This is a genomic window from Cellulomonas gelida, assembly GCF_006538725.1.
In the GTDB taxonomy this organism is placed as follows: Bacteria; Actinomycetota; Actinomycetes; order Actinomycetales; family Cellulomonadaceae; genus Cellulomonas; species Cellulomonas gelida.
On the sequence record NZ_BJLQ01000003.1, the window covers coordinates 20,155 to 46,221 of the forward strand.

Consider the following 26,067-nt stretch of genomic DNA (forward strand, 5'->3'; position numbering starts at 1 on the left):
CGCCTGATCCTCCCATCCGCAGGGTCATGCGCTGCCGTGCTCCTCGCTCACCGCCATGCGAACGAACCGAGCACGGCGTCCACGGTGGGCCAGTCGGCCGTCGCCGGGTCGTGCAGGTAGCCGATGGCCAGCACCGTCCCGTCGCGCTCGACGAACCACTCGCTCAGCACCTGGTCCTCACCCAGGGCTGTGTCGAGGCGCACCGCGGTGCCGAACGGTCCCTGCACCCGCACAGGTTGCTGGGTGAGCGGCTTGTCGGCGTCTGGCCCCTGGTCGACGCGGAGATCGGCCAGGGCGTCGGCACCCCCGACGACGGACGTCGCGCCCTGGCACAAGACGTGCATCGATCCGTGTGCCCAGACGAAGCCGCGCGCGTCCGCGGTGGTGCCCGGGCTCGTCGCGGGGCTCGAGATCGCGTAGTCGGGGCACGGGTCGGCGGAGCCGTCGAACCGCTGCGGGAGCTCGACGCCGGACGACGGCAGGGTGAGCGTGGCCCACGCCAACGGGTCCGGGGAGCGCGTCGCGCGTGCCGCGAACCAGCCGCCGCCGAAGCCGCCGGCGACGAGTCCGAGCGCGACGACGAACGCGAGCGCCGTACGGGACGGACGTGGCATCGATGACCCCCTCACGTCGGAGCCGGGGAGGCTCCGACCGGGCAGCCTCGCACGCCCGGCGGTCGCGCGTGGAGCGATCCGCGCACGGTCACCCGGACGGACGCGCGTGCCGGGGATAGCGTCGAGCCATGAGGCCCTTCGTGCTGCTGGCGTCGCGCGCCGAGGACGGCGCCGCGGACGACGAGTACGCGCAGGTGCTGCGGTACGGCGGGCTCACGGAGCGCGACCTGGTCCGCGTCCGCCTCGAGGCGGGTCCGATGCCTGAGCTGGACCTCGACGAGCTCAGCGGCGTGATCGTCGGTGGCAGCCCGTTCGACGCGAGCACCCCGGCCGACCGCAAGTCCGACGTCCAGCAGCGGGTCGAGCGCGAGATGTCCGCGCTGCTCGACCGGCTCGTGCCGCGCGACTTCCCGTTCCTCGGCGCGTGCTACGGGGTCGGCACGCTCGGCTCGCACCAGGGCGGCGTGATCGACCGGACCTACGCCGAGCCCATCGGCGCGGTGCGCGTGACGCTCACGGCCGCCGGACGCGCGGACCCGCTGCTCGCCGAGGTCCCCGACGCGTTCGACGCGTTCGTCGGGCACAAGGAGGCCTGCCGCGTCCTGCCGGCGACCGCGACGCTCCTCGCGAGCTCGCCGACGTGCCCGGTGCAGATGTTCCGCGTGGGCTCGAACCTCTACGCCACGCAGTTCCATCCCGAGCTCGACGTCGCCGGGATCAGCGCGCGCGTGAAGGTCTACGGGGGCTACGGGTACTACCAGCCGGGCGAGCAGGAGCAGATCCTGGCGCGCCTCGCGTCCAGCGACGTGTGGGCGCCCCCGCGCATCCTCGCGGCCTTCGTCGACCGCTACGGGCGGCGCTGATCCACGGCGCCCGTTCGTCGTTCCGTCGCCTGCTCGGCGCGGCCCTGCGCCTCCAATGACCCCGTGCCGTCGCCCGGCCCCCGTGCGGCCCGTGGCTGGACGCGCGACCATGTCGGGGGACCGGTCGACCGGGGCCGGCGGGGACACGGGAGCACCCATGACGCAGGCGCAGCGGACGTTCGACGTGGTCGTGCTCGGCGGTGGTGCCGTCGGCGAGAACGCCGCGGACCGGGCCGCGCGGACCGGCCTCGAGGTCGCGCTCGTGGAGGGTGCCCTCGTGGGCGGCGAGTGCTCCTACTGGGCCTGCATGCCGTCCAAGGTGCTGCTGCGCCCGGGCGCCGTCCGTGACGCCGCGCGCCGCACGCCCGGCGTCGCCGACCCAGGCGACCTCGACGTGGCCGCCGTGCTCGCGCGGCGCGACGAGATCACGCACCACTGGGACGACGCGTCGCAGGCGGACTGGGTCGCGAGCGTCGGGATCACGCTGCTGCGCGGGCACGCGCGGTTCACCGGTCCGCGTGCGCTCGTCGTGGAGTCGGACGACGGGACAGTCGACGTGCGGGCCCGACGGGCCGTGATCGTCGCGACGGGCTCCCAGCCGACGATCCCGCCCGTCGAGGGGCTGGCCGACGCCCGCCCCTGGACGAGTCGAGACGCGACGTCCGCGCAGCACGTGCCCGCGCGGCTCGCGGTGCTCGGCGGGGGAGTCGTGGGGTGCGAGCTGGCCGACGCGTTCGCGAGCCTGGGCAGCGCGGTGACCCTCGTGGTGCGCGGCGACGGGCTGCTCGCCGGGGCGGAGCCGTTCGCGGGCGAGGCCGTCCTCGAGTCGCTGCGCGCCCGCGGCGTGCGGGTGCTCCTCGGGGCGCAGACGCGCCGGGTGCACCGCGACGACGCCGGGGTGCACGTCACCCTCGACGACGAGGTCGTCACCGCCGACGAGCTGCTCGTCGCGACCGGGCGCCACCCCCGGACACGAGACCTGGGGCTCGAGACCCTCGGCCTCGAGCCGGGTGCGCCGCTCGACGTCGACGACGCGCTCGCGGTCGCGGGCCTGCCGTGGCTGTTCGCCGTCGGCGACGTGACCGGACGGACCGGCACGACGCACCAGGGCAAGTACGACGCGCGCGTCGCCGGCGACGTGGTCGCGGCACGGTTCGGGTCCGACGAGGCTGCGCGCACCGCGGAGGCCGCCGCCAGGCCGTGGAGCAGGTACCGGGCGAGCGCTGACCACGCCGCCGTGCCGCAGGTCGTGTTCACCCAGCCCGAGGTCGCGTGGGTGGGGCTCACCGAGCGGGCCGCACGCGAGGCCGGGCTCGACGTGCGCGTCGTCTCGTACGAGCTCGCCGACGTCGCGGGAGCCAGCGTCCTCTCACCGGACTACTCGGGGCGCGCGCAGCTCGTGCTCGACGCTGCGCGCGACGACGTCGTGGTCGGCGCGACGTTCGTCGGGCCGGACGCGGCCGAGATGCTGCACGCGGCCACGATCGCGGTGGTCGGCGAGCTGCCGCTCGCGCGGCTGTGGCACGCGGTGCCGTCCTACCCGACCCTGAGCGAGGTGTGGCTGCGGTTCGGCGAGGTCGCCGGCCTGTGACCGTCGGGGCCACCGGCCACTGACCGGCGGCCCCGACGTCTGTCCCGCGCCCCGGGGCGCGGTGTGCCGTCAGCCGAGCGAGCCGTCGCTGGACAGCACGAGCCCGATCGCGGCCTCGCCCTTGCGCACCGCCTCGCCGATGAGTGCGAAGTCGTACGCCGTGAAGTCGGTGAACACCAGGCCGTACTTCTCCTCGAGCCCCGGCTGGCAGAACGGCCGCTCGGGGCACTCCGCGGGCCCGGCGAGCGACAGGCCCGCCGCGCACGCCTCCGCGAGCTCGGACAGCGTCGTCACGCCGTGCTCGTCGGCGAACTCCTGGGTCACGGCGAACGCGTTCTGGTCTTGCGCGGCCGACGCCTTGCCGACCACCAGCCCACGCTCCTGCGCGAGGGGTTCGAGCGCCGCCACCGTCGCGTCGACGTCACCCGACGCGACGGGCGCGGCGTCCGGGCCGTTGATCGTCGAGTTGAGGAACTCGGCGAGCGTCGCCGCGTACTCGGGGACCACCGCGAGCTCGCCGGACTCGAGCGCCGGCAGGTACGTCTCGCGTGCACCGATCTCCCGGACCTGCGCGTCGTACCCGGCGCTGCGCAGCACCTCGGCGTAGATGTTGGCGAGCGTGCTGCTCTCGGAGAAGTTCGCGGCGCCGATCGCGAGCGAGGTCCCAGCGCCCGACTGCTCGGTCGCGGCCAGGCCCTCGTCCTTCACGAACTGCGCGGCGACCTCGCTCGAGGTCTGGCGGTCGATGTCGACGGCCTTGTTGAGCGCGATGAGGCGGTCGGTGTCGAGCGCGTCGGAGACGGCGTCGAGCAGCGGGACGACGCCCGGGCTCGCCTCGGCGACCGACGCGCTGACCGCGGGGATGACGTTGTCGGCGTTCTGCAGGGTCTTGTCGTCCTTCAGCACGACGAGCTGGTCACCGGGGACCGGTTCGCACGCCGCGCCCGTGGCCGCGCCCTGGCTGGTGGGATCCGCGACGCCGCCGCCCGAGCCCGGGTCTCCGCACGCGCCGAGCGCGAGCAGGGACGCGGCGAGGGACAGCACGGCGAGGCTCTTGCGGTTCGAGAACACGGTGACTCCAAGGCGGCCGGTGATCGGGACAGGCAGTGCGGACTCGGGAGCGGACTTGGGAACGGGCTCGGGAGGGGACTCGCCAGCGAACGGCGGCGAGCGTCGTGCGGTCATCGCGCAGTCCCATTCGAGCGGGGGCCGTCCGCGGCGGCAACCGCGGGCACGGGATCGGCGGCCGTGAGACCGCGGCGTGGTCGCTGCGCGGTGGCGCGGCGCGTCGACTCGCGCACGCCGCGCGGCGTCACGGCACGCTGGGCGAGGGCCAGCGCACCCTCGGCGAGCAGGCACAGCGCCGCGACGAGCAGACCGCCCGCGAGCACCTGCCCGTAGCGCTGCGTCGCGAAGCCCGAGACGACCACCGACCCGAGACTGCGGCCGCCCACGAGCGCCGCGAGCGGGACGGTCGCGAGCACCTGCACCACGGCCGTGCGGACCCCCGCCGCGACGAGCGGCACGGCGAGCGGGAGCTCGACGAGCCACAGCCGGCGCGAGCCGCCCATCCCGAGCCCCCGTGCCGCGTCGAGCACGTCGCGGTCGACGCCCGCGAGCCCGGTGACCGTGTTCGTCAGGAGCGGCGGGACCGCGAACACCGCGCACGCGAGCACGGTCGCCGAGCTGCCGAACAGGCCCGCCGAGGCGAACAGCGTGAGCAGCGCGAGCGTGGGCAGAGCGCGGGTCGTGTTCGCGACGACGACCCCGAGCGTGCCGCCGCGACGCGCGTGCCCCAGCGCGACGCCCGCGGGCAGCGCCACGAGTGCCGCGAGCAGCACGGCCAGCACCGTGACCCGCAGGTGCTCGGCGGTGAGCGCGAGCACGCCGTTGCGGCCCGTCCAGTTGAGCGGGTCGTTGAGCCACGCGAAGGCCTCGGTCAGCAGGTCCACGAGAGCCTCCCGGCGCGTGGCTCTCCGGTGCGCGGGCTCATACCGCGACCGCCCGACCGTCGCGCGCGGCGCGCCACGGCGTCAGCAGCCGCCCGACGAGCACGACGAGCAGGTCCGCGACCAGCGCGAGCAGCACGCACAGCACCGTCGCCGTCATGATCTCGGCGTGATAGTCGCTGCGGAAGCCGCGGAACATGAGCTGGCCGAGCCCGCCGTAGCCCACGACCACCCCGACCGTCACGAGCGCGACCGTCGTGACCGTGGCGACCCGCACGCCCGCGACGATGCTCGGCAGCGCCTGGGGCAGCTCGACCTGCAGCAGCATGCGCACGCGCCCGTACCCCAGCCCGCGAGCCGCGTCGGTCACGGCCGGGTCGACGCCGGCGAGGCCCACGAGGACGTTGCGCACGAGCACGAGGAGCGCGTACAGCACCAGGCCGATGAGCACGGTCGTCCGCCCGATGCCCGTGTACGGCGCGAGCAGCGCGAACAGCGCCAGCGAGGGCACCGTGTAGAGCACCCCGGCGGTCCCGACGACGGGACCCGCGAGCCGCGGCCGCAGGTGCGCGACCCCTGCGAGCGGAAGGGCGGCGACGAGCGCGAGCAGGACCGCCTGCACCGTGAGCGACACGTGCTGCACGAGGGCGCGCTCGATGTCGGCCCAGTTGCGCTCGACGTAGTCCCACGACAGCCACGGGTTCGCGGGCGCGCTGGTCGTGGACATGGCAGCGAACGTAGACCGAGCCTCCGACACCCGCCCGACGAGCGGTCGACCGGCCGGGCAACGGGTGCCCACAGGCGCGGGAACGAGGCCGGGCGCCGGGCGGGCCGGGGCGGGCGCTCGCGGATGTCGGTGCGCGCGGTTACGGTCCCTGGCGTGGACGACGAGTGGGCGATCCGGTTCGAGCACGCCGCCAAGACGTACGCCGCGGGCTCGTCGTCCCGCCGCGACGCGCCGGCCGCGGTCGACGAACTGACCCTCGACGTGCGCACGGGCGAGGTGCTGGTGCTCGTGGGTCCGTCGGGGTGCGGCAAGTCCACCACGCTGCGCATGGTCAACCGGCTCGTCGAGCCCACCGGCGGACGCGTGCTCGTCGAGGGGCGTGACGTCGCGACGCTCGACGTGGTCGAGCTGCGCCGCCGCATCGGGTACGTCATCCAGAACGTCGGGCTCTTCCCGCACCGCACGGTCGCGCAGAACGTCGCGACCGTGCCGCGCCTGCTCGGGTGGGACCGCACGCGCACCCGCGCGCGCGTCGCCGAGCTGCTCGAGCTCGTCGGGCTCGCGCCGGACCGCTACGCGCGGCGCTACCCCCACGCCCTGTCGGGCGGCGAGCGTCAGCGCGTCGGCGTGGCTCGCGCGCTGGCGACCGACCCGCCGGTCCTCCTCATGGACGAGCCGTTCGGTGCGGTGGACCCCGTGGGTCGCCGCCGGCTGCAGGACGAGTTCGCGCGCATCCAGCGTGAGCTCGGCACCACGGTCATGCTCGTGACGCACGACATCGACGAGGCGGTGCGGATGGCCGACCGGGTCGCGGTGATGAGCCTCGGTGGCCACGTCGAGCAGCTCGCGGCACCGCTCGAGATCGTCGCCCACCCCGCGACGCCGGCGGTGGCCGATCTCGTCGGCCGCGGTCGTGTCGCGCGCCTGCTGGCCCTCGGCCGTCTGTCGCCCGACGACGTCGACGCGCACGGCACGGCAGCCCCGGACGCACCGGTGGTCCACGTCGGCGACGAGCTCGGCGAGGTCCTCGACACGCTGGCGAGCGACGGCGTCACCGCGGTGGCGGTGCACCACGACGGGGCCCTCGTCGGGACCGTCACCTCGACCGCAGTCCTGGCCGCCCTGCGCAGGCTGGTCGCTGCGCCCGCCCCGGCGGACGTCCCGGGCCGGTGACCCTCAGCCGTGGCCGACGACGCGGTCGCCGTCGTGCGGCCTGAGGCTCACAGGCCGCCCAGGACGCGACCCACGATGATCTTGGTGATCATCGCCGCGGGGTAGACGAGGGCGTACCCGAGCGCCACCCGGGCGTCGTAGCGGGTCCGTGCGTTCGCGAACGCCAGGACCGCAGGCTGTGTCTGTGCGCCGCCCATGATCCCGGACAGCCGCGTGCCGCCGATCTTGAACAGCCGCCGCATGACGAGGTACAGGCCCGCTGAGACGAAGGTCGTGACGACGACGCCGAGCACGAGGATCCGCAACCAGTCGCCCGAGGTGAACGCCGCCCCGATCTGCGCGCCGGCCCGGGAGCCGGCCTGCGCGAGGAAGATCAGCAGGCCCAGCTCGGCCATGGCCTGCGCCGCGGTGTACGGCATCACGGTCACGACCGGGCCGATGCGGCCGATCCGGCCGAGCACCAGGCCGACGAGCAGGGTGCCGAAGGCCGACCCGATCTTGAACACGCCGCCCGAGACGGGCAGCTCGATCGCGCCGAGCAGGATCCCGATCGACATCCCGATGCCGAGCACGACCGGCACGATGTCGGACATGCCGCGCGAGGAGTCGCCGAACCACGAGGAGACCTCGGACATGCGCTCGCGCGGCGCGATCACGCGGACGCGGTCGCCGAGCTGCAGCTGGAAGTCGTCGGTGGCCACCATGTCGATGTCGCCGCGCCGGACGCGTGAGACCGTCGCACCGAAGCGGTGGACGAGGTCGATCTCGGCGACCGTGCGCCCCGCCACGCGCTCGGACGAGACGGTGATGCGCCGCACGTCGAGGTACACCCGGTCCGCCTCGAGGCGGTGCGAGGACGCGTGGCCGAGCTCGCGCGTGACGGCGTCGATGTCCTCGGTGGGCCCGACGACGGTCACCAGGTCGTCGAGCAGCAGGAGGTCGGTGGCGTCCGCCGGCTGGATCGGTGAGGTCTCGCCGTGGCGCACGCGGGAGAACTTGATGCGGTCGCCGTGCTGCTCCTCGAGGTCCTCGATGCGCGGCCGGCCGTCGACCTCGACGCGCACCGTCCGGCTCGTGAGCGTCGGCGGGGCGTCCGCGTCCTGCTCGCGGTGCCGCAGCGCGGCGGACACCGCCACGAGCATGCCGACGACGCCGAACAGGTACGTCACGGCGTAGCCGATCGTCGGACCCGTGGCGTCACCGGCGGCGTCGCGCGCGGCGGCGAGCGCGGGCGTGTTGGTCACGGCCCCCGCCCACGAGCCGGCGACCACGGCCTTCTCCAGCCCGAGCAGGCTGCCCGTCGCGACCGCCACGGCCGCGCTGGCGACCAGCACCCCCGCGACCGCGAGGATCGGCCCGAAGCTGCGCCGCAGCGAGGAGAAGAACGTCGCCCCCGACACGAGCCCGACGCAGAACGTGAACAGCGCCAGCCCGAGCGTGCCCGTGGCCTCGGGGATCTCCAGGTCCGCCCCGTACGACGCGCCCCAGGCGGACAGCCCGATCGAGAGCAGCAGCACGGCCGCTGCGCCCAGGCCGACGCCTCGTACCTTGAAGTGGCCGATGGCCGACCCGAGACCGATGACGACGAAGAGCAGCAGGACGGGCTGCTGCGCGAGGAACTCGAAGACCTGTGACATGGCGTGCTCCGGGTGTGCTAGCGCCACGCTGTGGCGACGTTGCCGACCTCATTGAAGCCCGCGACCGACCCGGTCGAGTGGTCCCTAAGGCCCGGGTCCGCAACCGGCGTGCTCACGCGTCGGGTGAGCGAGAGTCGTCGTGACGCCGCAGGATGGGACCGTGATCCTGGAACCCTGGCGACGTCGCGTCGGCACCGCGCTGTTCCTGCGCGTGGCCGGTCCCGACGGTCTCGAGAGCCGCGAGCGCATCCACGGCACGCCCGGCCCCCGCTGGTTCGCGCCGGACGCCGCGATCCGGCGCGTGCACGGCGACGCCTCGATGTTCGTCGGCGGCCTGCGCGCACTGCTCCTGCAGTCGCTGCACCCCGCCGCGATGGCGGGCGTCGCGGGTCACTCCGGGTACCGCGGCGACCCGTGGGGCCGGCTCGCGCGGACCAGCACGTTCCTGGCCGTCACGGCGTTCGGCACCGCCGACGACGCGCAGGCGGCCGTGGACCGCGTGCGCGCGGTGCACGCGCGCGTTCGGGGCCGCACTCCCGACGGTCAGCCGTACCGCGCCGACGACCCGGACCTCCTGCGCTGGGTCCACGTCGCCGAGGTCGACTCCTTCCTGCGCGCCCACCAGCGCTTCGGCCGACGACCGCTCGACCCCGCGGGCGCCGACGCCTACGTGCGCGACGCCGCGGTGGTCGGTCGTGCGCTCGGGGCCGGCGACCTGCCCGAGACCGTGGCCGACCTCGCCGTGGCGCTCGACGCGTTCCGACCGGTGCTCGCGGCCGGCGACCAGGCGCGCGACACCGCGCACTTCCTGCTGCACGAGCCGCCCGTGCCGCCCGCCATGCGGGCCGGCTACGCCCTGCTCAGCCGCGCGGCGGTCGCGACGCTGCCGCGGTGGGCGGTCGAGGAGCTGGACCTGCGGTCGGGCGGCCCGGTGCGCACGCGTGCCGCCCTGGCCGGCGGGCAGGTCGTGACCCGCACCATCCGCTTCGTGCTCGGCCCCGACGACGCGCGCCGCATCACCCAGGACCGAGGCGCCCACGAGCCCTCCCGCGGCTGACCAGGTTCACGCGCCCGTGGACACCCGGGAGCACGCGTCGAGCAGCCGCGCGCGCAGACCGTTCGAGCGGGCCGCGAAGTCCCGCTGTCGCCGCACGTACTCCGCCTTGCCGTGGGACGTCTCGATCGCGACGGGCTCCAGGCCGTACGCGGACACGTCGTAGGGCGACGCCTGCATGTCGGTCGTGCGGATCTCGCGGGCGAGCGCGAAGCAGTCAAGGAGCAGGTCGCCCGGTACCAGCGGGCCGAGCTTGAGCGCCCACTTGTAGAGGTCCATGTTCGCGTGCAGGCAGCCGGGCTGCTCGAGCGCGGGTTGGGTCTCACGGGTCGGCTGGAGCGTGTTGAGCGGGCCGGCCTCGGGTGTGAAGAAGCGGAACGCGTCGACGTGCGTGCAGCGGATCCGGTGCGCCTCGACCACGGCGTCGGTGCCCGCGCCGCCGAGTCGCAGCGGCAACGGGTGGCGGTGCTCGTCCTCGCGGTAGACCATCGCCCACTCGTGCAGCCCGAAGCAGCCCGTGGCGGCCGGTCGTGCCGCGGTCGCGCCCAGCAGGCCGACGACGTAGCCGACGGTGCCGGCGCGCTCGGCGAGGAACGCCGCGACGTCGAGCCGGACGCTGCCGTCGTCGTCCGTGGTGTACCAGCGCCACTGCGCGTGGGGCGCGGGGCCGTCGGGTCCGGTGGCGAGCACCGCCCCGGGACCCGGGTGCCACCGGCGCAGGATCGACGGCTTCGTCGGGTAGTACTCGAACAGGAAGTCCTCGATCGCGTGCCGCTCGCCGCGCGCACGGCGCTCGCGGTGACCCGCGGTGAACGCGTCCGCGCGCTCGGCGTGCGCGCGGGCAGCGGCCCCCCAGGCGTCATGCGTGAGCACGACGGACCCGCGAGCGGGTGCTTCCTGGGCGTGGGCGGTCACCGTTCCAGGGTACGGAGCGCGCGCGGTGCCGTGCGCACGCGACGACGTGACGGCCCGCAGGACGAGGGCAGCACGACGAGCGGTAGGCCGAGTGCCAGCACGAGTGCCAGGACGACGAGCGTGGGCGCGACGCCGGGCGTGCCGCGCTGTCATGCTGGCGTCATGGTCGTCGTCGCCGCTGTTCTCGCCCTGCTCGCCGCCGCGCTGCACGTGGTGATCTTCGTGCTCGAGGCGGTGCTCTTTCGGCGCCCGGACGTGCACGCCCGGTTCGCGACCCAGCCGCAGGACGTGGACGCGGTCGCCCCGTGGGCGTTCAACCAGGGCTTCTACAACCTTTTCCTCGCGATCGGAGCGGCGGTCGGCGCGCTGCTCGCGCTCGGCGAGGACACGCGCACGGTCGGGCTGGCGCTGGTGCTGCTCGCGTGCGGGTCGATGCTCGCGGCGGCACTCGTGCTCGTGTCGTCGGACCGCCGGATGCTGCGGGCCGCGGCGAACCAGGGGACCATCCCGCTGTTCGCGGTGGTCGCCGCGGTCGTCGCGCTCGTCTGAGCCTCAGCGCGTGCCCGCGTCGGCGGGTTCGCGGGGGACCACGCGCTCGGCGACGGCGGTCGAGACGCCGTGCAGCAGGCGTTCGAGCGGCCCGCGGCCGAGCCACGTGCGCCACGCCCAGCACGCCAGGACCGTCCCGGCCACGAACGCGAGCCACGACGTGAGCAGCGGCTGCCACACGATCTCGGGCCCGACCGCAGCGACGACGACGATCTGCACGGTGTAGGCGGTGAAGGCGAGTGCGCCGACGGCCGCGACGGGCGCGAGCGCGCGTGGCGCACGGACCGCCACCGCCAGGCACGCCGCCACGACGAGCAGCGCGACGCCCGTGTTGCCGACGACCTCGAACGTCGTCGACGAGTGCGGACGTGTCGAGGCGAGTGCCGCGTCGTCGCCGAGCAGCAGGCTCGCGAGGTGGCCCGCGCCGTACCCGCCGACGGTGAGCGCGGTGCCCACGAGAGCCGTGCGTCGCTGCACCGCACCGGACGCGAGGTCCTGCCGGCCGAGCGCGAGCCCGGCGAGCAGGTACGCGATCCACACGAGCGCGGGGTAGTGCGGCCCGACGACCAGCGCGGCGAGCTCGTCACCGAAGCCGTCGACGACGGTCCCGGGTGCCGCGAGCCCGATCGCCTCGCGCGCCGGCGGTCCGACCACCGCGAACGCCACCGCTGCGACCACGAGCGCGCGCGTCGACCACCGCAGCACGACGCACCCGGCGAGGAACAGCACCGCGTAGGTCGGCAGGATCACGAGGATCGGGGTGTCCAGGGACTCGAGCACCAGGCCGACGAGCAGCACGACGACCGCGCGTGCGGCCACGCGGACGCGGGAACGGCGCAGGTCGCGGCCGCCGAGCGGCACGCGCCCGCCGGACATGAGCGCGAGCGAGAGCCCGGCGAGCACGACGAACAGGGCCGACGAGCGTCCGTCGGCGAGCTCGAGGAGGCGGTCGGCGGGAGAGGTGCGTCCGGGGTCGTCGGGGCCGACGTGCGCGGTGACCATGCCGAGCACGGCGAGCCCGCGCGCGACGTCGATCCCCGTGAGCCGCTCCACGCCCCGACGGTACGGCCGCGACGGTCGGGCGGAGTCGGACCGGCCCACGACTGACCCGTCGTCTCGCATGATGGGCCGGTGTGTCCCGTGCCTTGATCATCCCCGGGGTGCCGCGCCTATTGTCACGTGTGAGCACCAGCAACGACGTGTACGTGCACGGACACCACGAGTCCGTGCTGCGCTCCCACCGGTGGCGTACCGCCGAGAACTCCGCGGCCTACCTGCTCTCCACGCTCGAGCCCGGCGCGCGGCTGCTCGACGTCGGCTGCGGCCCCGGCAACCTCACGATCGACCTCGCGCAGCGCGTCGCGCCGGGCGCGGTCGTCGGGATCGACGCGTCGTCGGCGGTCGTCGAGATCGCGCGCAAGGCTGCGGCCGAGGCGGGTGCGCTCACCGTGACGTTCGAGGTGGCGGACGCCTACCACCTGCCGTTCGACGACGACGCGTTCGACGTCGTCCACGCGCACCAGGTGCTCCAGCACCTCACCGACCCGGTCGCCGCGCTGCGCGAGATGCGCCGCGTCACGCGTCCCGGCGGCACCGTCGCCGTGCGCGACTCCGACTACTCCGGCATGACGTGGTTCCCGGCCTCGGCAGGGCTCGACGAGTGGTCGGCGCTCTACCACGAGGTCACGCACGCGAACGGCTCCGAGGCCGACGCGGGCCGACGCCTGCTCAGCTGGGTGCGCGACGCGGGCTTCGACCCCGAGGGCATCGCGCCGAGCGCGGGCGTGTGGTGCTACGCGACGCCCGAGGACCGCACGTGGTGGTCGGGCCTGTGGGCGGACCGGTGCGTCGCGTCGAACTTCGCCAAGCAGGCCATCGAGCACGGGCTGGCCGACGAGGTCGGCCTCGAGCAGCTCGCCGACGCGTGGCACGAGTGGGGCCGTCAGCCCGAGGGCTGGTTCGCCGTGCTGCACGGCGAGGTGCTCGCTCGGGCCTGACGCGCCAGGCGTGAATCACCCGCGTGAGGCGCGGTCGCGTCTCGCCCGTAGGCTGAGCGGGTGCGCATCGCGAGGTTCACCACTGGTTCCGATCCCCGTTTCGCCCTGATCGAGGGCGAGCCCGGCTCCGAGGAGCTGGTCGTCATCACGGGTGACCCGATCTACACGCCCGTGCAGCCCACGGGTGAGCGGGTCCGGCTCGACGACGACGCGGTCCGACTGCTCGCCCCCGTGATCCCGCGCTCGAAGATCGTGGGTGTCGGCCGCAACTACGCCGACCACGCCACGGAGATGGGCAACGAGGTCCCCGCCCAGCCGATGCTGTTCCTCAAGCCGAACACCGCGATCATCGGCCCCGACGACCCGATCGTCCTGCCCGACTGGTCCGACGAGGTCTCCTACGAGGCCGAGCTCGCGATCGTCATCGGCAAGGTCACCAAGGACGTCACGCCCGACCGCGCGCTCGACCACGTGTTCGGGTTCACGGTCGCCAACGACGTGACCGCGCGCGACATCCAGCGCTCGGACTCGCAGTGGGCCCGCGCGAAGGGCTTCGACGGCTCGTGCCCGATCGGGCCGTGGATCGTCCCCGGCCTCGAGGTCGACGACCTGGCGGTCCGCTCGCGCGTCAACGGCGAGACCCGCCAGGACAGCCGCACGTCCCAGATGGTGTTCGACGCCGCGTTCCTCGTCTCCTACATCAGCGAGGTCTTCACGCTCCTGCCGGGCGACGTCATCCTCACCGGCACGCCCGCCGGCGTGGGGACGATCGTGGAGCGGGACGTCGTGGAGTGCGAGGTCGAGGAGATCGGCACGCTGCGCAACCCCGTGCTGCGCCGCCACTGATCGCGCCCGACTAACCTGGGGGCGTGACCACCCCTGTTGTCGACGGCTCCGCCGTGCGCGTCCGCTTCTGCCCGTCCCCGACCGGTCTGCCGCACGTCGGCATGGTCCGCACGGCGTTGTTCAACTGGGCGTACGCGCGCCACGTGGGCGGCACGTTCGTCTTCCGCATCGAGGACACGGACGCCGCGCGCGACTCCGAGGAGAGCTACCACATGCTCCTCGACGCGCTGCGCTGGCTCGGGCTGGACTGGGACGAGGGCGTCGAGGTCGGCGGCCCGCACGCGCCGTACCGGCAGTCGCAGCGCTACGACCTGTACCGCGACGTCGTCGCGCGCCTGCTCGACGGCGGCTACGCGTACGAGTCGTGGTCCACGCCCGAGGAGATCGAGGCCCGGCACCGCGCCGCGGGCCGCGACCCGAAGCTGGGCTACGACGGCTACGACCGCGACCTGACGGACGAGCAGAAGCTGGCCTACCGCGAGCAGGGTCGCGAGCCGGTCATCCGCGTCCGGATGCCCGACGAGGACATCACGTTCACGGACCTCGTGCGCGGCGACGTGACGTTCAAGGCGGGCTCGGTGCCGGACTTCGTCATCGTGCGCGCCAACGGTCACCCGCTGTACACGCTGGTCAACCCGGTCGACGACGCGCTCATGGGCATCACGCACGTGCTGCGCGGCGAGGACCTGCTGTCCTCGACCCCGCGTCAGGTCGCGCTGTACCGCGCGCTGCTCGACCTGGGCGTCGCCACGGTCATGCCCCAGTTCGGGCACCTGCCGTACGTCATGGGCGACGGCAACAAGAAGCTCTCGAAGCGCGACCCCGAGTCGAACCTGTTCCTGCACCGCGAGAACGGCTTCACGCCCGAGGGCCTGCTCAATTACCTGTCGCTGCTGGGCTGGGGCCTGTCGGCGGACCGCGACATCTTCACGGTCGACGAGCTCGTCGCGGCGTTCGACGTGCACGACGTCAACCCGAACCCCGCGCGGTTCGACCTCAAGAAGGCCGAGGCGATCAACGGCGCGCACGTGCGCATGCTCGCGCCGCAGGACTTCCGCGACCGGCTGGTCCCGTACCTGCACCACGCGGGCCTCGTGCCGGCCGACTCGTTCGCGGACCTGTCGCCCGAGCAGCGCGACCTGCTCACCCGGGCCGCGCCGCTCGTGCAGGAGCGCATGACGCTGCTGGGCGAGGCCGTCGGGATGCTCGGCTTCCTGTTCCGCTCCGACGACGAGCTGCACGTCGAGGACGACGCGCGGGCCGCGCTGCGTCCCGAGGCCGCGCAGGTGCTCGACGTGGCCGCCCAGGTGCTCGGCGACGTGCCCGAGGACGGCTTCACGCCCGAGGCCACGCAGGCGGCGCTGCAGGCTGCGCTCGTCGACGAGGGTGGCCTGGGGATCAAGGCACGCTTCGCGTACACGCCGCTGCGCGTGGCCGTCTCGGGCCGCCGGGTGTCCCCGCCGCTGTTCGAGTCGTTCGAGCTGCTGGGCAAGGCGTCCACCCTGGCGCGGATCGCCGCGCTGCGCGCGTCGCTGTGACAGCCACCAGCAGCACGACGACGAGCACCCGCGACCTGCTGGTCGACGGCGTCCTGTTCGACATCGACGACACGATCGTCGACACGCGCACGGCCTTCGCGGCCGCTCTGGCGGGTGTCGTCGCGGCCTACCTCCCGGCGCTGCCCGACGACGAGGCCGCCGCCCGGCTGCGCGAGGTCGTCGCGATGTGGCGCGCCGACCCGCACGCGCGCTACCACCGGTACACGTCTGGGCAGGACACCTACCTGCACCAGAAGATGCTGCGCGCGAACGACCTGCACGCGGCGTTCGGCGGCCCACCGCTGGACGAGGACGCGTTCACGGCCTGGAACGCGGTGTTCGACGAGGGCTTCCGCGCCTCCTGGGCGGCGCACCACGAGACCGATCCCGTGCTCGAGCGGCTGCTCGCTGCGGGGCTCGCGGTCGGTGCGCTGTCGAATGCGGGGACGCCGCTGCAGACCGCCAAGCTCGAGAAGGCCGGGCTCCTGGAGCGCGTGCCCATGCTCGTGGGCGTCGACACGCTGGGCGTCGGCAAGCCGGACCCCCGCGTGTTCCTCGAGGCGTGCCGCCGGCTCGGGACCGACCCGGCGCGCACCGCGTACGTGGGCGACGAGGCGGACGTCGACGCGCTCGCGGCGCGCGACGCCGGCCTGGTCGGCGTGTGGCTCGACCGGCCCGGCGCGCGGCGCCGCCCGGTCGACGAGTCGACCGTGACGGGCGTGCACGTGATCCGCTCGCTCGACGAGCTGCCGGGCGTGCTCGGGCTCGACTGACCGACGGGCTCGCCAGCGCGCGTTCAGCCGCCGTAGGTCCGGGTGAGCAGGTCCGTCCAGGCGGCCGCGGTCTCGTCGGACGACGAGGGTGCGTCGGCGAAGTCGTGCACCGCGACGCCGACGACGTGCCCGAACGCGTTCCGGCCGAACACGCGCACGAGCGCGTCCTCGGTCCGCAGCCCGAGGAAGTGCGGGTGCACGTAGTCCACGACGGCGCTCGTCGGGCCGCCCGGCAGCGTGACGGTGACCTCGTCGCCCACCACGGCGTCGGTGGGGACGCCGAGCGTGACGCGCAGGACGTCGAGCGCGTCGGGTGCGCCGCCCGGGCCGCCGACGGGCGCCTCGACGTGCGTCCACACCGCGTCGCGTCCGCGGAAGTGCGCGAGGTACTCCTGCAGCGTGTGCAGGTAGAACGCGGTGTGCTGCGTGACGCCGTCGTACTGGTCGTCCCAGCTGTCGACGAACATCCCGCTGTGCACCCACCGCAGGGTCGAGCCGCCGTCCTCGCGCGCGGTCACCTGCGCCTCGAGCCGGTTGTACCAGCCGTTCTCGCCGGTCTCGTAGCCGACCCAGCGGTGCGGCGGGTCCCACTCGACGATCGCGCCGCCGGCGCCTGCCGCGCCGGCCGCGTCGGCGGTGAGCTCGGGCTGCGGCCACAGCCAGCCGGCGCTCCCCGTGGTGATCGCGGCCCAGGTCTCGGCCTGGCTCGCGTCGGTGGTGGCCTCCTGGGCGATCTCGAACTCGCGCATGTCAGGACTCCTTCGTGGCGGTGAGGGCGGTGTCGTCCTGCGGGACGGCGGTGTCGGTGGGCTTGAGCACGGGGTGCAGCGCGACGACGAGCCGGTGGTCGCGGCCACCGGTGGCGTCGGGGGAGTCGTAGCGGGCCATCAGGTCCGTCAGGGCGGTGCCGAGCTCGTCCGCGAACGCGGCGCGGTCGGCGGCGGACGCGAACCGCACCGTGCCGTCCACCGCGAACGTGGCCAGGCGCTGTCCCGCGGACTGCGCACCGGTCAGCAGCGTTCCCACCTCGTGCACGAGGCGCGCGCCGAGCGCGAGCATCCACTGAGCGGAGAGCTGGTCGCGGAGCCGCTCGGGGTCGGGGGCGACCGCGGGGAGGGCTCCGGGGGAGATGACGTAGGACGCGGCGCTGGCCTCCAGCACGCGCTCGGTCATGTTGCCCTTGCGGCGCTCGTCGACGAGCGTGGCGAGGCCGTGGGCCTCGAGTGTCCGCAGGTGGTAGTTGACCTGCTGCCGGGTCAGACCGAGCCCGGCCGCGAGCGTGGTCGCCGAGCCCGGAGTGGCGAGCGCGGCGAGCAGGCGTGCCCGGGTGGGGTCGAGTGCGACCTCCGCGACGGCGGGGTCGTCGATGACGGCGACGGAGAGCATGCGAGCAGCGTCGCACCGACAACTGTCACTGTCAAGAAAAGCAGTGTTGTCGGTCAGTCCTGCTCCCGCGTGGCGCGCCAGCACCTCGTGACGTACGGGAGCTCGGCGGACGAGCGGCCGACGAGGTCGGGATGCGTGCGCCACAGCGCGTCGACCTCGGCGAGCAGGCAGTCGCGGTCGGGAGGAGACATCGCGATCAGGTGGCTGCGGCTCGAGGCGAGCCGGCGCAGCTCGTCGGGCCGGATCGTGCGGCGCCAGCCGAACGTCGCGCGCTCCCACGGCCCCAGCCCGGGGCCCACCACGGGGTCCTCGGTGCGCGAGTAGTCGAGCGGGTCCCCGCGGTGCACGATCTCGAAGTACGCGTCGGCCCAGTCGAGCTCGCCTTCGAGCAGGACGTTCCACACCACGGCGAGCCGTCCGCCCGGGCGCAGGACGCGCGTGACCTCGCGCGTCGCCGACAGCGGGTCGAACCAGTGCCACGCCTGGCCGACCGTCACGAGGTCCGCCGACGCGTCCGGCAGCCCGGTCGCCTCGGCCGTGCCCGCGACCGCGGTGACCTCGGGGAGCGCGGCGGTCAGGGCCGCGCGCATCGTGTCGTCGGGCTCGACCGCGGTGATCCTCAGGTCGCCCGTGGCCGCGAGGCCCGCGGTGAGCTTGCCCGTGCCCGCACCGAGGTCGACGACGTCGCGCGCGTGCTCGGGCACCAGCCAGGCCACCGCCTCGGCCGGGTACGTCGGGCGCGCCGAGGCGTAGGCGTCGACGCTGCGGCCGAAGGACGACGAGCGCGTCAGGTGCAGCTCGCTGCGCCAGTCCTTGCCCCGGTCGTCCACGCCGCTCAGTCGTCCGCCAGGTCGAGTCGCGCGACCACCTCGTCGTGCAGCAGGCCGTTCGTCGCCATCCCGGACCCGCCGAACGGCCCGGGCGCGCCGCCCACCGACGTGAACCTGCCACCCGCCTCGGTGACGATCGGGACCAGGGCCGCCATGTCGTGCAGCGCGAGCTCGGGCTCCGCGGCGATGTCCACCGCCCCCTCGGCGACCAGCACGTACGACCAGAAGTCGCCGAACGCGCGCGTCCGCCAGACCGTGCGCATCAGGTCGAGCACGTGGGGGAGCCGCCCGCGCTCCTCCCAGCCGTCCAGGCTCGAGTACGAGAACGACGCGTCGGCGACCCGGTCGACCTTCGACACGTGCATCTGCGTGGCCTGCGACAGCGAGCGGCCGGTCCACGCGCCCGACCCCTGTGCGGCCCACCAGCGACGGCCCAGGGCGGGGGCGCTGACGAGCCCGACCACGACCTGGTCGCCGTCGAGCAGCGCGATGAGCGTGGCCCACACGGGCACGCCGCGCACGAAGTTCTTGGTCCCGTCGATCGGGTCGACCACCCAGCGCCGCGGACCGTGCCCCGTGTCGGGCATCTCCTCGCCGTGCACCGCGTCCCGCGGTCGCGTGCGGGACAGCTGCGAGCGGATCAGCGCCTCGGCCGCACGGTCCGCGTCCGAGACGGGCGTCAGGTCGGGCTTGGTCTCGATCTCGAGGTCCTGCGCCTTGAAACGCGACATGGTCAGCGAGTCGACCTGGTCGGCGATCACGTGGGCGAGGCGCAGGTCGTCGTCGTACCCGGTCCGCAGGCTCATGCGCTCACCGTAGTGGGCGCGTCGCCGGCGCCGGTCACGACGCGGGCGCGGAGTCGGCGTCGGCGGTGCCCAGGCGGCTCGCGAGCAGGCGGCGGAACGAGTCGACGCGCGCGGCCCGCGCGTCGCGCTCGGTGTCGTCCGCGCTCGCGGCGACCCATTCGTCGAGCCCGCAGTCGGGCGCGTCCGCGGCGTGCGTGCAGCCGCGCGGGCACGTGTCCGCCGCGACCTGCGCGAGCTCGCCGAACGCCTGCAGCAGGTGGTCCGGTTCGACGTGGGCCAGCCCGAACGACCGGACGCCGGGAGTGTCGATGACCCACGTCGGCCCCGCGTCGCCGTCGAGCGCGTCGACCCGCAGCGCGATCGCGGACGTCGAGGTGTGCCGGCCGCGTCCGGTGACGACGTTGACGGCCCCCGTCGCGCGGCGTGCGTCAGGGACCAGCGCGTTGACGAGCGTGGACTTGCCCACCCCGGAGTGCCCGACGAGCACCGACGTGCGGCCGGCGAGCGCGGCGTGCAGCTCGTCGAGGCCGTGGATCGTGCGGTCGTCGCCCGAGCCCTCGGTGCGCGTCACGACCACGCGCACGCCGATCGGCGCGTACATCTGCACGAGCTCCGCGGGGTCGGCGAGGTCCGCCTTGGTGAGCGCGAGCAGCGCGTCCATGCCCGCGTCGTACGCCGCGGCGACGCAGCGGTCGATCATGCGCGTGCGCGGCTCGGGGTCGGCGAGCGCGGTGACGATCACGAGCTGGTCGGCGTTCGCGACGATCACGCGCTCGATCGGGTCGGTGTCGTCCGCGGTGCGGCGCAGCACGGTCCGGCGCTCGGCGATGCGCACGATCCGCGTCAGCGTCCCCTCGTCGCCCGACGTGTCGCCCACGAGGTCGACGAGGTCGCCCGGCACGACCCGTTCGCGGCCCAGCTCACGCGCCTTCATGGCGATCGCGCGGCGCTCGTGCGGGCCGTCCGGGTCGACGAGGACCGCGTACCGGCCGCGGTCGACGCCCGTGACCATCGCCCGCTCGGCGTCCGCGTGGTCGGGGCGCTGCTTGGTCCGCGGCCGTGACCCCTTCCCGGGCCTGATCCGGACGTCGGACTCGTCGTACTGCCGCCGAGGACTCACCGCTGCGCGTCGCCCGCCAGCATGCCGTCCCACAGGCCGACGAAGTCGGGGATGGTCTTGGCGGTCGTCGCGACGTCCTCGACCACGACGCCCGGGACGCGCAGGCCGATCAGCGCGCCCGCGGTCGCCATGCGGTGGTCGGCGTACGTGCGCCACGTCCCGCCGGTGAGCGGCCGAGGCGTGATCACCAGGCCGTCGGCGGTCTGCTCCGCCTGACCGCCCAGGCGCGTGATCTCGTTCGCGAGAGCGGCGAGGCGGTCGGTCTCGTGGCCGCGCAGGTGCGCGATGCCGCGCAGCCGCGTGGGGGAGTCCGCGAGCACCGCGAGGGCGGCGATCGTCGGGGCGATCTCGCCCGCCGCGTGCAGGTCGAGGTCCACGCCGCGGATGGCGCCGGTCCCGGTCACCGCGAGCTCGTCGCCGACGAGCGCGGTGCGGGCGCCCATGCGCTCGAGGATGCCCGGCAGGAGCGCGCCGGGCTGCGTGGTGTCCGCCGGCCACCCCGGCACGCGGACGGTGCCGCCCGCGACGAGCGCGGCGCACAGGAACGGCGCGGCGTTCGACAGGTCGGGCTCGACGCGCACGTCGCGGCCCGCGACCCGGCCAGGCGCGACCTCCCAGATCGCCGGTCGCGAGTCGTCGACCTGCACCCCCGCGGCGCGCAGCGTCTCGACGGTCATCTCGATGTGCGGCAGCGAGGGGAGCGTCGGGCCGGTGTGCCGCACCACGAGGCCCTGCTCGAACCGGGCCGCCGCGAGCAGCAGCCCCGAGACGAACTGGCTCGAGCCGGACGCGTCGACGTCGACCCGGCCGCCGCGCACCGAGCCGTGGCCGTGCACGGTGAACGGCAGGTGCCCGGGCACGCCGTCCTCGTCGACCCGGACGCCGAGGGCCTGCAGCGCGCGGATGACCGGACCCATGGGGCGCACGAGCGCCTCCGTGTCGCCCGTGAAGTGCACCGGGCCGTCGGCGAGCGCCGCGACGGCGGGCAGGAACCGCATCACGGTGCCGGCCAGGCCGCAGTCGATCGTCACGTGCCCACGCAGCGCACCGGGCTCGACCGTCACGTCCTGACCGAGCGCGACGCCGACGCCGAGCGTCTCGAGCGCGCCCGCCATGAGGCGCGTGTCGCGCGACAGCAGTGCCGAGCGCAACCGGCTCGGGGAGTCCGCGATCGCCGCGATCACGAGGTAGCGGTTGGTGAGCGACTTCGACCCCGGGACCTCCACGCGCGTGTCGAGCGGCGCGGTCGCGGTGGGTGCGGGCCACAGCGGGTGTGCGGTCGGGGGGAGAGTCGCGGTCATGTCGCCCAGGCTAGCGACGGCGGGTGCCCGCGACCGTCTAGGCTCACGCCGTGAACACGCAGAATCCGGACATCCTGCCCCTCGGCTCCCTGCCCCGACCCGCCTCGGACGACGACCTCGCGGCACGCCTGCGCACCGCGCTGCTGACGAACGGCGGCGTGGACGCCGCGTCCGCCGGCGCGCTCTCGGTCGCCGCGACCCAGGCCGGCGCCGACATCCCGTCGCTCGCCGTGGACCTCACCGGCGTGGAGCTCTCGCCGCGCGAGGCGCGTGCGGCGCGCACCGCCGCCGAGGGCTTCGAGGCCGCGCGGCGCGAGCGCGGCACCATCGGCTCGCTGACCGTCCAGGCGCACCCCGTGACGGTCGTCGGCGCCGGGGTCGACCTCCAGCTCGACGTCTCGGGCGTCTCGTTCGAGTGGGTCGAGGGCGCGGACGGGCGCCTCGGGCTCGCGGCGGTCGAGCCCGACGAGGCGCACCCCGTGACGGGCTCGGCCCGTGTCGCCGTGCCCGTGCAGGCGATCGAGGCGGCCGCCGAGCGCGTCGCGGCCCAGCTCGCGGCCGCGAACGGGCTCAAGCTGTCGCGGCTCGACCTGCGGCTGTCGCCCGCGGGCGCCAACGGCGTCGCGGTGGTCGTCGACGCGCAGGTCAAGAAGTCGCTGCTGTCGGCCACGGTCGAGGCGGGCATGACGGCGACGGTCGACGACGCGCTGGGCGTGACCCTCACCGACGTCAAGGTGTCGAGCCGCAACCCGGTGGTCGCCGCCCTCCTGGTGGCCGCGCGCAGCCGGGTCGAGCGGTACGACGGCCGCCGCATCGACCTGGTCTCGGCCCTGCCCGCCGGGATCCGGCTCGCCGACGTGCGGGTCACGGTCGGCGACGAGGTGGTGCTGACCGCCCGCGCGCAGTGAGGACCCGGTGAGACGAGCCGCCCTCGCCGGGAGGTGAGGGCGGCTCACCGGAGCCCTCCGGCGGCTCAGTCGTCGGAGGCGTGCGCCGCGGTGCGGCGCTCGTGCGCGTCGGCGAGCCGCCACCGCAGGCCGGGCCGTCCCTCGTGGTCGACGCCGACGAGGACCGCGCCCGCGGTGAACGCGAGCGCCCGGACGAGCCGCTCGCGGCGCTCCGCCTTCTCGACGGGGTCGACCGGGCGCGGCCCACGTGCCGGCAGGTTGACCAGCACCAGGGGTGCCGTGAGCCCCGCCAGGGCCAGCGCGGCCGTGCGCGGGGCGCGCCCGACCGCGAGCATCGTCGCCGCGAGCACCATCGCCGCGCCGTGCGCCCGCACGGCGCCGGTCAGCTGCGTGTCCGTCAGCGCGATGCGTGCGTTCGGCGCTGCGCCCTCGACGCGGTCGAGAACGGCGCGTGCGGCGACCACGTGCGACCCGGGGTGACGCAGCGCGTCGAGGCCTTCCGAGGCGAACCACGTGGCGAACACAGGACGGGCGAGGCGACGCAGCAGCACGGCGATCCCTTCGGACGAGGACGGCCCAGCCGGACGCGGACCGTCGACGGACGAGAGCCACGCTACTGCGCGCGGGAATCGGACGCCGTTCGTGCGCGTTGACGACCAGCATGACCCGCCTCGCCGAGCCGACCGCCGCGCCCGTAGCCGAGCCGACGGCCGCGCTCCCGGCCGCGCCGGCCCCGACGCGCGCCGCCGAGCCCGCGCACCGCTCCGCCTCGATGGGCAACCTGGCGTGCGTGGTCGTCGCGACCCTGGCCGCTGGTCGGTCGCCTGGCGGTGCAGGCGAGCCTGCGGGCATAGGCTCGGCACCGATGAGCGACGAGACGATCGAGCCGACCGCGGCCACCGAGACGGTCGAGCCAGCGCCCGAGATCGAGCCGATGCCGCAGGGCGGCAAGCGCGCACCCGAGGCGGAGGACGAGTCCGCCCGAGCCGCGCGGTTCGAGGACGAGGCGCTGGTCTACCTCGACCAGCTCTACGGCGCTGCGCTGCGCATGACGCGCAACCCTGCGGACGCCGAGGACCTGGTCCAGGAGACGTTCACGAAGGCGTTCGCGGCGTTCCACCAGTACAAGCCGGGGACCAACCTCAAGGCGTGGCTGTACCGGATCCTCACGAACACGTACATCAACACGTACCGCAAGAAGCAGCGTGAGCCGCAGCAGTCCCACTCGGAGGAGATCGAGGACTGGCAGCTGGCCCGCGCGGCGTCGCACACGTCCGCCGGGCTGCGCTCGGCCGAGGCCGAGGCGCTCGACCACCTGCCGGACTCGGACGTGAAGGACGCGCTGCAGCGCATCCCGGAGGAGTTCCGCATCGCGGTGTACCTCGCCGACGTCGAGGGCTTCGCGTACAAGGAGATCGCCGAGATCATGGGCACGCCGATCGGGACGGTGATGTCCCGCCTGCACCGTGGCCGCAGCCAGCTGCGCGAGCTGCTCGAGGACTACGCGCGCGAGCGCGGGCTGGTCCCCGCCGCGCACGGCACGGCGGCGCAGGGCTCGTCGGAGGAGGGCGAGTGATGAACGAGGGTCAGGAGACGCTGCGCGAGGGCGTGTGGGAAGAGCCGGCCGGGACGGCGGGACGGTCGTCGTCGGGCTGCGACTGCGACGAGGCCGTCGCGGAGCTCTGGGCGTACCTCGACTCCGAGCTCGAGCCGATCGAGGCCGAGCGGGTCAAGGAGCACCTCGAGAGCTGTGACGGCTGCCTCGGCGAGCACGACGTCGAGCTCGTCGTGAAGAAGCTCGTCAAGCGGTGCTGGGAGCAGGACGAGGCCGCGCCTGCGGACCTGCGTGCCCGGATCCACGCGACGCTCACGGGCGTGCGGGTCACCGAGACCCGAGTCACGCAGACCCGTGTCACGCAGACCGCCGTCACGCAGACCGGCGTCAGCGCGACCCGGATCACCGAGACCCGGATCGTCGAGAGCTGAGACCCGGGTCGGCGACACCCCCTGGACGACGAAGGCCCCGCTGCACCTGAGGTGCGCGGGGCCTTCGTGCGGGTGCGTCGACGACGCCCCGCTGAGCTCGGGGGCTCAGGCGTTGGGGCGCTTGCCGTGGTTCGACGCGCTCCCGGCGCGGGAGCGGCGCTTGCGGCCTCGCTTGCTCATGGGGCTTCCCTTCGTCGGCCTTGGTCACAGAGTTACGTGCCATCGTCCCACACCCGCGGCGGTGACCCGGACGGGGTCCGGCCGCGCCGGAAGCGAGCGTGCCGCCGGTCGTCCCGCCGTCCTGAGGTCGATCCGCTGCCCCGCTGCGAGTCGGTCGCACGTGCGCCGGGCGGAAAACCGTGATCCCGCACCGACCTGCTCAAGTCGGGTATGTCGGTGACCGATGAACTCGAACGTGAGCGCGCCCACGCAGTCCGTCATCCCGTTCCTGCACGCCCTGGCCAGCACGGGCGGTTCCGACCTGCACTGCAAGGTCGGCTCGGCGCCGCGCGTGCGCGTCGACGGCCGGCTCCGCAAGCTGCAGGTGCCGGAGCTGACCCCGGCGGACACCGAGCGCATGCTCGAGGAGGTCCTGCCCGACGACCTCGTCGCGAGCTTCCGCGAGTCGCACGAGGCGGACTTCGCGTACTCGCTGTCTGGCGTGGGCCGGTTCCGTGTCAACGCCTACCAGGCGCGCGGGACCTACGGGCTGGTCTTCCGACGGGTCGCCGTGGGTGCGCAGTCGCTCGGCTCGCTGGGCATCCCCGAGGTCGTCGGCGAGCTCGCGCTCGAGCCCCGCGGTCTCGTGCTGGTGACGGGCCCGACGGGTTCGGGCAAGACGACGACGCTCGCGTCGATGGTCGACCTGATCAACACGTTCCGCGAGGTCAACATCGTCACGATCGAGGACCCGATCGAGATCCTGCACCAGGACAAGAAGGCGATCGTGTCCCAGCGCGAGGTGCGTCAGGACACCGCGGACTTCACGGTCGCGCTGCGTGCCGCGATGCGCCAGGACCCCGACGTCATCCTCGTCGGTGAGATGCGCGACATCGAGACCGTGCGCGCGGCGCTGTCCGCCGCCGAGACCGGGCACCTCGTCCTGTCCACGCTCCACACGATCGACGCGCCCGAGACGATCAACCGCATCGTCGACTTCTTCCCGCTGCACGAGCAGAAGCAGGTGCGGGTCGCGCTCTCGCAGGCGCTGCGCGGGGTCGTCTCGCAGCGGCTGGTCCGCAAGTCCGACGGCTCGGGCCGGTGCCCGGCGGTCGAGGTCATGGTCAACACCGGTCGCACGGCCGAGGCGATCCTCGACCCGCAGAACAACCCGCCGCTGGTCGACCTGATCCGCGAGGGCGACTACTACAAGATGCAGACGTTCGACCAGCACCTGTTCACACTGGTGCGCGACGACGCCATCACGTACGACGAGGCGCTCGCGGCGTCGTCGAACCCGCACGACCTGACCGTCGAGCTGCGCGCCGCGGGCATCGTCGCCTGA

At 74.3% G+C, this 26,067-nt stretch carries 28 protein-coding genes; 13 read left to right on the forward strand and 15 right to left on the reverse strand.

The window, feature by feature from the left end; genetic code table 11:
* Positions 1 to 47: 47 nt before the first annotated feature.
* Complete coding sequence (locus CGE01nite_RS01555; RefSeq protein ID WP_141368562.1) at positions 48 to 614, reverse strand: hypothetical protein; 567 nt, start codon at positions 612 to 614, stop codon at positions 48 to 50.
* A 128-nt stretch (positions 615 to 742) separates the two neighbouring features.
* Between CGE01nite_RS01555 and CGE01nite_RS01560 the strand changes: the two genes are divergently transcribed.
* Both CGE01nite_RS01560 and CGE01nite_RS01565 read left to right on the forward strand, forming a co-directional pair.
* Positions 743 to 1,477, forward strand: coding sequence for a glutamine amidotransferase (locus CGE01nite_RS01560; RefSeq protein ID WP_141368564.1), 735 nt, complete (start codon positions 743 to 745; stop codon positions 1,475 to 1,477).
* Positions 1,478 to 1,634: 157 nt separating this feature from the next.
* Complete coding sequence (locus CGE01nite_RS01565) at positions 1,635 to 3,068, forward strand: dihydrolipoyl dehydrogenase family protein (RefSeq protein WP_141368566.1); 1,434 nt, start codon at positions 1,635 to 1,637, stop codon at positions 3,066 to 3,068.
* A 69-nt stretch (positions 3,069 to 3,137) separates the two neighbouring features.
* Here the strand turns inward: CGE01nite_RS01565 and CGE01nite_RS01570 are convergent, their stop codons facing one another.
* From CGE01nite_RS01570 to CGE01nite_RS01580, 3 genes are all read right to left on the reverse strand, one after another.
* A complete protein-coding gene (locus tag CGE01nite_RS01570; protein WP_229747463.1) occupies positions 3,138 to 4,139 on the reverse strand; it encodes a glycine betaine ABC transporter substrate-binding protein in 1,002 nt (333 codons plus the stop codon).
* Between the two features lie 110 nt (positions 4,140 to 4,249).
* Positions 4,250 to 5,020, reverse strand: coding sequence for an ABC transporter permease (locus CGE01nite_RS01575; RefSeq protein WP_141368570.1), 771 nt, complete (start codon positions 5,018 to 5,020; stop codon positions 4,250 to 4,252).
* A gap of 37 nt (positions 5,021 to 5,057) precedes the next feature.
* The gene (locus CGE01nite_RS01580) at positions 5,058 to 5,744 is read right to left on the reverse strand and encodes an ABC transporter permease subunit (RefSeq protein ID WP_141368572.1); all 687 of its coding nucleotides are present in this window, start codon (positions 5,742 to 5,744) and stop codon (positions 5,058 to 5,060) included.
* Between the two features lie 123 nt (positions 5,745 to 5,867).
* Here CGE01nite_RS01580 and CGE01nite_RS01585 point away from each other — a divergent pair, with 123 nt between their 5' ends.
* Positions 5,868 to 6,917 carry an ABC transporter ATP-binding protein gene (locus tag CGE01nite_RS01585; RefSeq protein ID WP_218022586.1) on the forward strand — a complete coding sequence of 350 codons (1,050 nt, stop codon included), beginning with the start codon at positions 5,868 to 5,870 and terminating at the stop codon, positions 6,915 to 6,917.
* Positions 6,918 to 6,964: 47 nt separating this feature from the next.
* Here the strand turns inward: CGE01nite_RS01585 and CGE01nite_RS01590 are convergent, their stop codons facing one another.
* Positions 6,965 to 8,554: an aspartate:alanine exchanger family transporter gene (locus CGE01nite_RS01590; protein ID WP_048341666.1), complete on the reverse strand. Its 1,590-nt coding sequence runs from the start codon at positions 8,552 to 8,554 to the stop codon at positions 6,965 to 6,967.
* Positions 8,555 to 8,720: 166 nt separating this feature from the next.
* Between CGE01nite_RS01590 and CGE01nite_RS01595 the strand changes: the two genes are divergently transcribed.
* The gene (locus CGE01nite_RS01595) at positions 8,721 to 9,611 is read left to right on the forward strand and encodes an oxygenase MpaB family protein (RefSeq protein ID WP_141368808.1); all 891 of its coding nucleotides are present in this window, start codon (positions 8,721 to 8,723) and stop codon (positions 9,609 to 9,611) included.
* Positions 9,612 to 9,617: 6 nt separating this feature from the next.
* On the opposite strand, the gene CGE01nite_RS01600 is transcribed toward CGE01nite_RS01595, so the two are convergent.
* Entirely contained in the window at positions 9,618 to 10,523 is a 906-nt protein-coding gene (locus CGE01nite_RS01600; protein WP_371857556.1) for a 3-methyladenine DNA glycosylase, read from the reverse strand.
* 162 nt (positions 10,524 to 10,685) lie between these two features.
* Here CGE01nite_RS01600 and CGE01nite_RS01605 point away from each other — a divergent pair, with 162 nt between their 5' ends.
* On the forward strand, positions 10,686 to 11,072 hold the full coding sequence (locus CGE01nite_RS01605; RefSeq protein WP_141368574.1) for a DUF1304 domain-containing protein: 387 nt from the start codon (positions 10,686 to 10,688) through the stop codon (positions 11,070 to 11,072).
* A gap of 3 nt (positions 11,073 to 11,075) precedes the next feature.
* Here CGE01nite_RS01605 and CGE01nite_RS01610 read toward each other — a convergent pair whose 3' ends face one another.
* The gene (locus tag CGE01nite_RS01610; RefSeq protein ID WP_141368576.1) at positions 11,076 to 12,125 is read right to left on the reverse strand and encodes a heparan-alpha-glucosaminide N-acetyltransferase domain-containing protein; all 1,050 of its coding nucleotides are present in this window, start codon (positions 12,123 to 12,125) and stop codon (positions 11,076 to 11,078) included.
* Between the two features lie 128 nt (positions 12,126 to 12,253).
* Between CGE01nite_RS01610 and CGE01nite_RS01615 the strand changes: the two genes are divergently transcribed.
* Genes CGE01nite_RS01615 through CGE01nite_RS01630 form a run of 4 tightly spaced genes read left to right on the forward strand, consistent with a single transcriptional unit; the run spans position 12,254 to position 16,226 of the window.
* Positions 12,254 to 13,069, forward strand: coding sequence for a methyltransferase domain-containing protein (locus tag CGE01nite_RS01615; RefSeq protein WP_141368578.1), 816 nt, complete (start codon positions 12,254 to 12,256; stop codon positions 13,067 to 13,069).
* 60 nt (positions 13,070 to 13,129) lie between these two features.
* Positions 13,130 to 13,915 (forward strand): fumarylacetoacetate hydrolase family protein, encoded by a 786-nt coding sequence (locus CGE01nite_RS01620; RefSeq protein WP_141368580.1) that lies wholly within the window; start codon positions 13,130 to 13,132, stop codon positions 13,913 to 13,915.
* A 23-nt stretch (positions 13,916 to 13,938) separates the two neighbouring features.
* Entirely contained in the window at positions 13,939 to 15,453 is a 1,515-nt protein-coding gene (gltX, locus tag CGE01nite_RS01625) for a glutamate--tRNA ligase (protein ID WP_141368582.1), read from the forward strand.
* Positions 15,450 to 16,226, forward strand: coding sequence for an HAD family hydrolase (locus CGE01nite_RS01630; protein WP_141368584.1), 777 nt, complete (start codon positions 15,450 to 15,452; stop codon positions 16,224 to 16,226). The genes gltX and CGE01nite_RS01630 overlap by 4 nt, the downstream gene beginning before the upstream one ends.
* A 23-nt stretch (positions 16,227 to 16,249) precedes the next feature.
* On the opposite strand, the gene CGE01nite_RS01635 is transcribed toward CGE01nite_RS01630, so the two are convergent.
* Genes CGE01nite_RS01635 through aroA form a run of 6 tightly spaced genes read right to left on the reverse strand, consistent with a single transcriptional unit; the run spans position 16,250 to position 21,669 of the window.
* The gene (locus CGE01nite_RS01635) at positions 16,250 to 16,975 is read right to left on the reverse strand and encodes a hypothetical protein (protein ID WP_048341658.1); all 726 of its coding nucleotides are present in this window, start codon (positions 16,973 to 16,975) and stop codon (positions 16,250 to 16,252) included.
* A 1-nt stretch (position 16,976) separates the two neighbouring features.
* Positions 16,977 to 17,612, reverse strand: coding sequence for a winged helix-turn-helix domain-containing protein (locus CGE01nite_RS01640; RefSeq protein ID WP_048341657.1), 636 nt, complete (start codon positions 17,610 to 17,612; stop codon positions 16,977 to 16,979).
* Between the two features lie 53 nt (positions 17,613 to 17,665).
* Positions 17,666 to 18,442, reverse strand: coding sequence for a class I SAM-dependent methyltransferase (locus CGE01nite_RS01645; protein WP_141368586.1), 777 nt, complete (start codon positions 18,440 to 18,442; stop codon positions 17,666 to 17,668).
* A 5-nt stretch (positions 18,443 to 18,447) separates the two neighbouring features.
* A complete protein-coding gene (gene hisN / locus CGE01nite_RS01650) occupies positions 18,448 to 19,248 on the reverse strand; it encodes a histidinol-phosphatase (RefSeq protein ID WP_141368588.1) in 801 nt (266 codons plus the stop codon).
* Positions 19,249 to 19,282: 34 nt separating this feature from the next.
* The gene (gene rsgA / locus CGE01nite_RS01655; RefSeq protein ID WP_048341655.1) at positions 19,283 to 20,368 is read right to left on the reverse strand and encodes a ribosome small subunit-dependent GTPase A; all 1,086 of its coding nucleotides are present in this window, start codon (positions 20,366 to 20,368) and stop codon (positions 19,283 to 19,285) included.
* Positions 20,365 to 21,669, reverse strand: a complete 1,305-nt coding sequence (gene aroA, locus CGE01nite_RS17110; RefSeq protein WP_141368590.1) for a 3-phosphoshikimate 1-carboxyvinyltransferase — start codon at positions 21,667 to 21,669, stop codon at positions 20,365 to 20,367. The genes rsgA and aroA overlap by 4 nt, the downstream gene beginning before the upstream one ends.
* 50 nt (positions 21,670 to 21,719) lie before the next feature.
* On the opposite strand from aroA, the gene CGE01nite_RS01665 reads away from it, so the two are divergent.
* Positions 21,720 to 22,577: a hypothetical protein gene (locus CGE01nite_RS01665; protein ID WP_048341653.1), complete on the forward strand. Its 858-nt coding sequence runs from the start codon at positions 21,720 to 21,722 to the stop codon at positions 22,575 to 22,577.
* 65 nt (positions 22,578 to 22,642) lie between these two features.
* On the opposite strand, the gene CGE01nite_RS01670 is transcribed toward CGE01nite_RS01665, so the two are convergent.
* On the reverse strand, positions 22,643 to 23,128 hold the full coding sequence (locus CGE01nite_RS01670; RefSeq protein ID WP_141368592.1) for a DoxX family membrane protein: 486 nt from the start codon (positions 23,126 to 23,128) through the stop codon (positions 22,643 to 22,645).
* 110 nt (positions 23,129 to 23,238) lie between these two features.
* Between CGE01nite_RS01670 and CGE01nite_RS01675 the strand changes: the two genes are divergently transcribed.
* Together CGE01nite_RS01675 and rsrA are read left to right on the forward strand one after the other, a co-directional pair.
* Positions 23,239 to 24,153: a sigma-70 family RNA polymerase sigma factor gene (locus CGE01nite_RS01675; protein ID WP_141368594.1), complete on the forward strand. Its 915-nt coding sequence runs from the start codon at positions 23,239 to 23,241 to the stop codon at positions 24,151 to 24,153.
* Positions 24,153 to 24,563 (forward strand): mycothiol system anti-sigma-R factor, encoded by a 411-nt coding sequence (gene rsrA / locus CGE01nite_RS01680; protein WP_082156468.1) that lies wholly within the window; start codon positions 24,153 to 24,155, stop codon positions 24,561 to 24,563. Before CGE01nite_RS01675 ends, rsrA begins: the two co-directional genes overlap by 1 nt.
* A gap of 105 nt (positions 24,564 to 24,668) precedes the next feature.
* Here the strand turns inward: rsrA and CGE01nite_RS17510 are convergent, their stop codons facing one another.
* Positions 24,669 to 24,743 carry a 50S ribosomal protein bL37 gene (locus tag CGE01nite_RS17510; RefSeq protein WP_369796588.1) on the reverse strand — a complete coding sequence of 25 codons (75 nt, stop codon included), beginning with the start codon at positions 24,741 to 24,743 and terminating at the stop codon, positions 24,669 to 24,671.
* A gap of 235 nt (positions 24,744 to 24,978) precedes the next feature.
* Between CGE01nite_RS17510 and CGE01nite_RS01685 the strand changes: the two genes are divergently transcribed.
* On the forward strand, positions 24,979 to 26,067 hold the full coding sequence (locus CGE01nite_RS01685; protein WP_170210856.1) for a type IV pilus twitching motility protein PilT: 1,089 nt from the start codon (positions 24,979 to 24,981) through the stop codon (positions 26,065 to 26,067).

Bases quoted from the DNA above. Each gene is read 5' to 3' on its own strand.
- CGE01nite_RS01555 (WP_141368562.1), bottom strand. From the start codon at position 614: ATGCCACGTCCGTCCCGTACGGCGCTCGCGTTCGTCGTCGCGCTCGGA.
- CGE01nite_RS01560 (WP_141368564.1), top strand. From the start codon at position 743: ATGAGGCCCTTCGTGCTGCTGGCGTCGCGCGCCGAGGACGGCGCCGCG.
- CGE01nite_RS01565 (WP_141368566.1), top strand. From the start codon at position 1,635: ATGACGCAGGCGCAGCGGACGTTCGACGTGGTCGTGCTCGGCGGTGGT.
- CGE01nite_RS01580 (WP_141368572.1), bottom strand. From the start codon at position 5,744: ATGTCCACGACCAGCGCGCCCGCGAACCCGTGGCTGTCGTGGGACTAC.
- CGE01nite_RS01585 (WP_218022586.1), top strand. From the start codon at position 5,868: ATGTCGGTGCGCGCGGTTACGGTCCCTGGCGTGGACGACGAGTGGGCG.
- CGE01nite_RS01590 (WP_048341666.1), bottom strand. From the start codon at position 8,554: ATGTCACAGGTCTTCGAGTTCCTCGCGCAGCAGCCCGTCCTGCTGCTC.
- CGE01nite_RS01605 (WP_141368574.1), top strand. From the start codon at position 10,686: ATGGTCGTCGTCGCCGCTGTTCTCGCCCTGCTCGCCGCCGCGCTGCAC.
- CGE01nite_RS01635 (WP_048341658.1), bottom strand. From the start codon at position 16,975: ATGCGCGAGTTCGAGATCGCCCAGGAGGCCACCACCGACGCGAGCCAG.
- CGE01nite_RS01640 (WP_048341657.1), bottom strand. From the start codon at position 17,612: ATGCTCTCCGTCGCCGTCATCGACGACCCCGCCGTCGCGGAGGTCGCA.
- hisN (WP_141368588.1), bottom strand. From the start codon at position 19,248: ATGAGCCTGCGGACCGGGTACGACGACGACCTGCGCCTCGCCCACGTG.
- aroA (WP_141368590.1), bottom strand. From the start codon at position 21,669: ATGACCGCGACTCTCCCCCCGACCGCACACCCGCTGTGGCCCGCACCC.
- CGE01nite_RS01675 (WP_141368594.1), top strand. From the start codon at position 23,239: ATGACCCGCCTCGCCGAGCCGACCGCCGCGCCCGTAGCCGAGCCGACG.
- rsrA (WP_082156468.1), top strand. From the start codon at position 24,153: ATGAACGAGGGTCAGGAGACGCTGCGCGAGGGCGTGTGGGAAGAGCCG.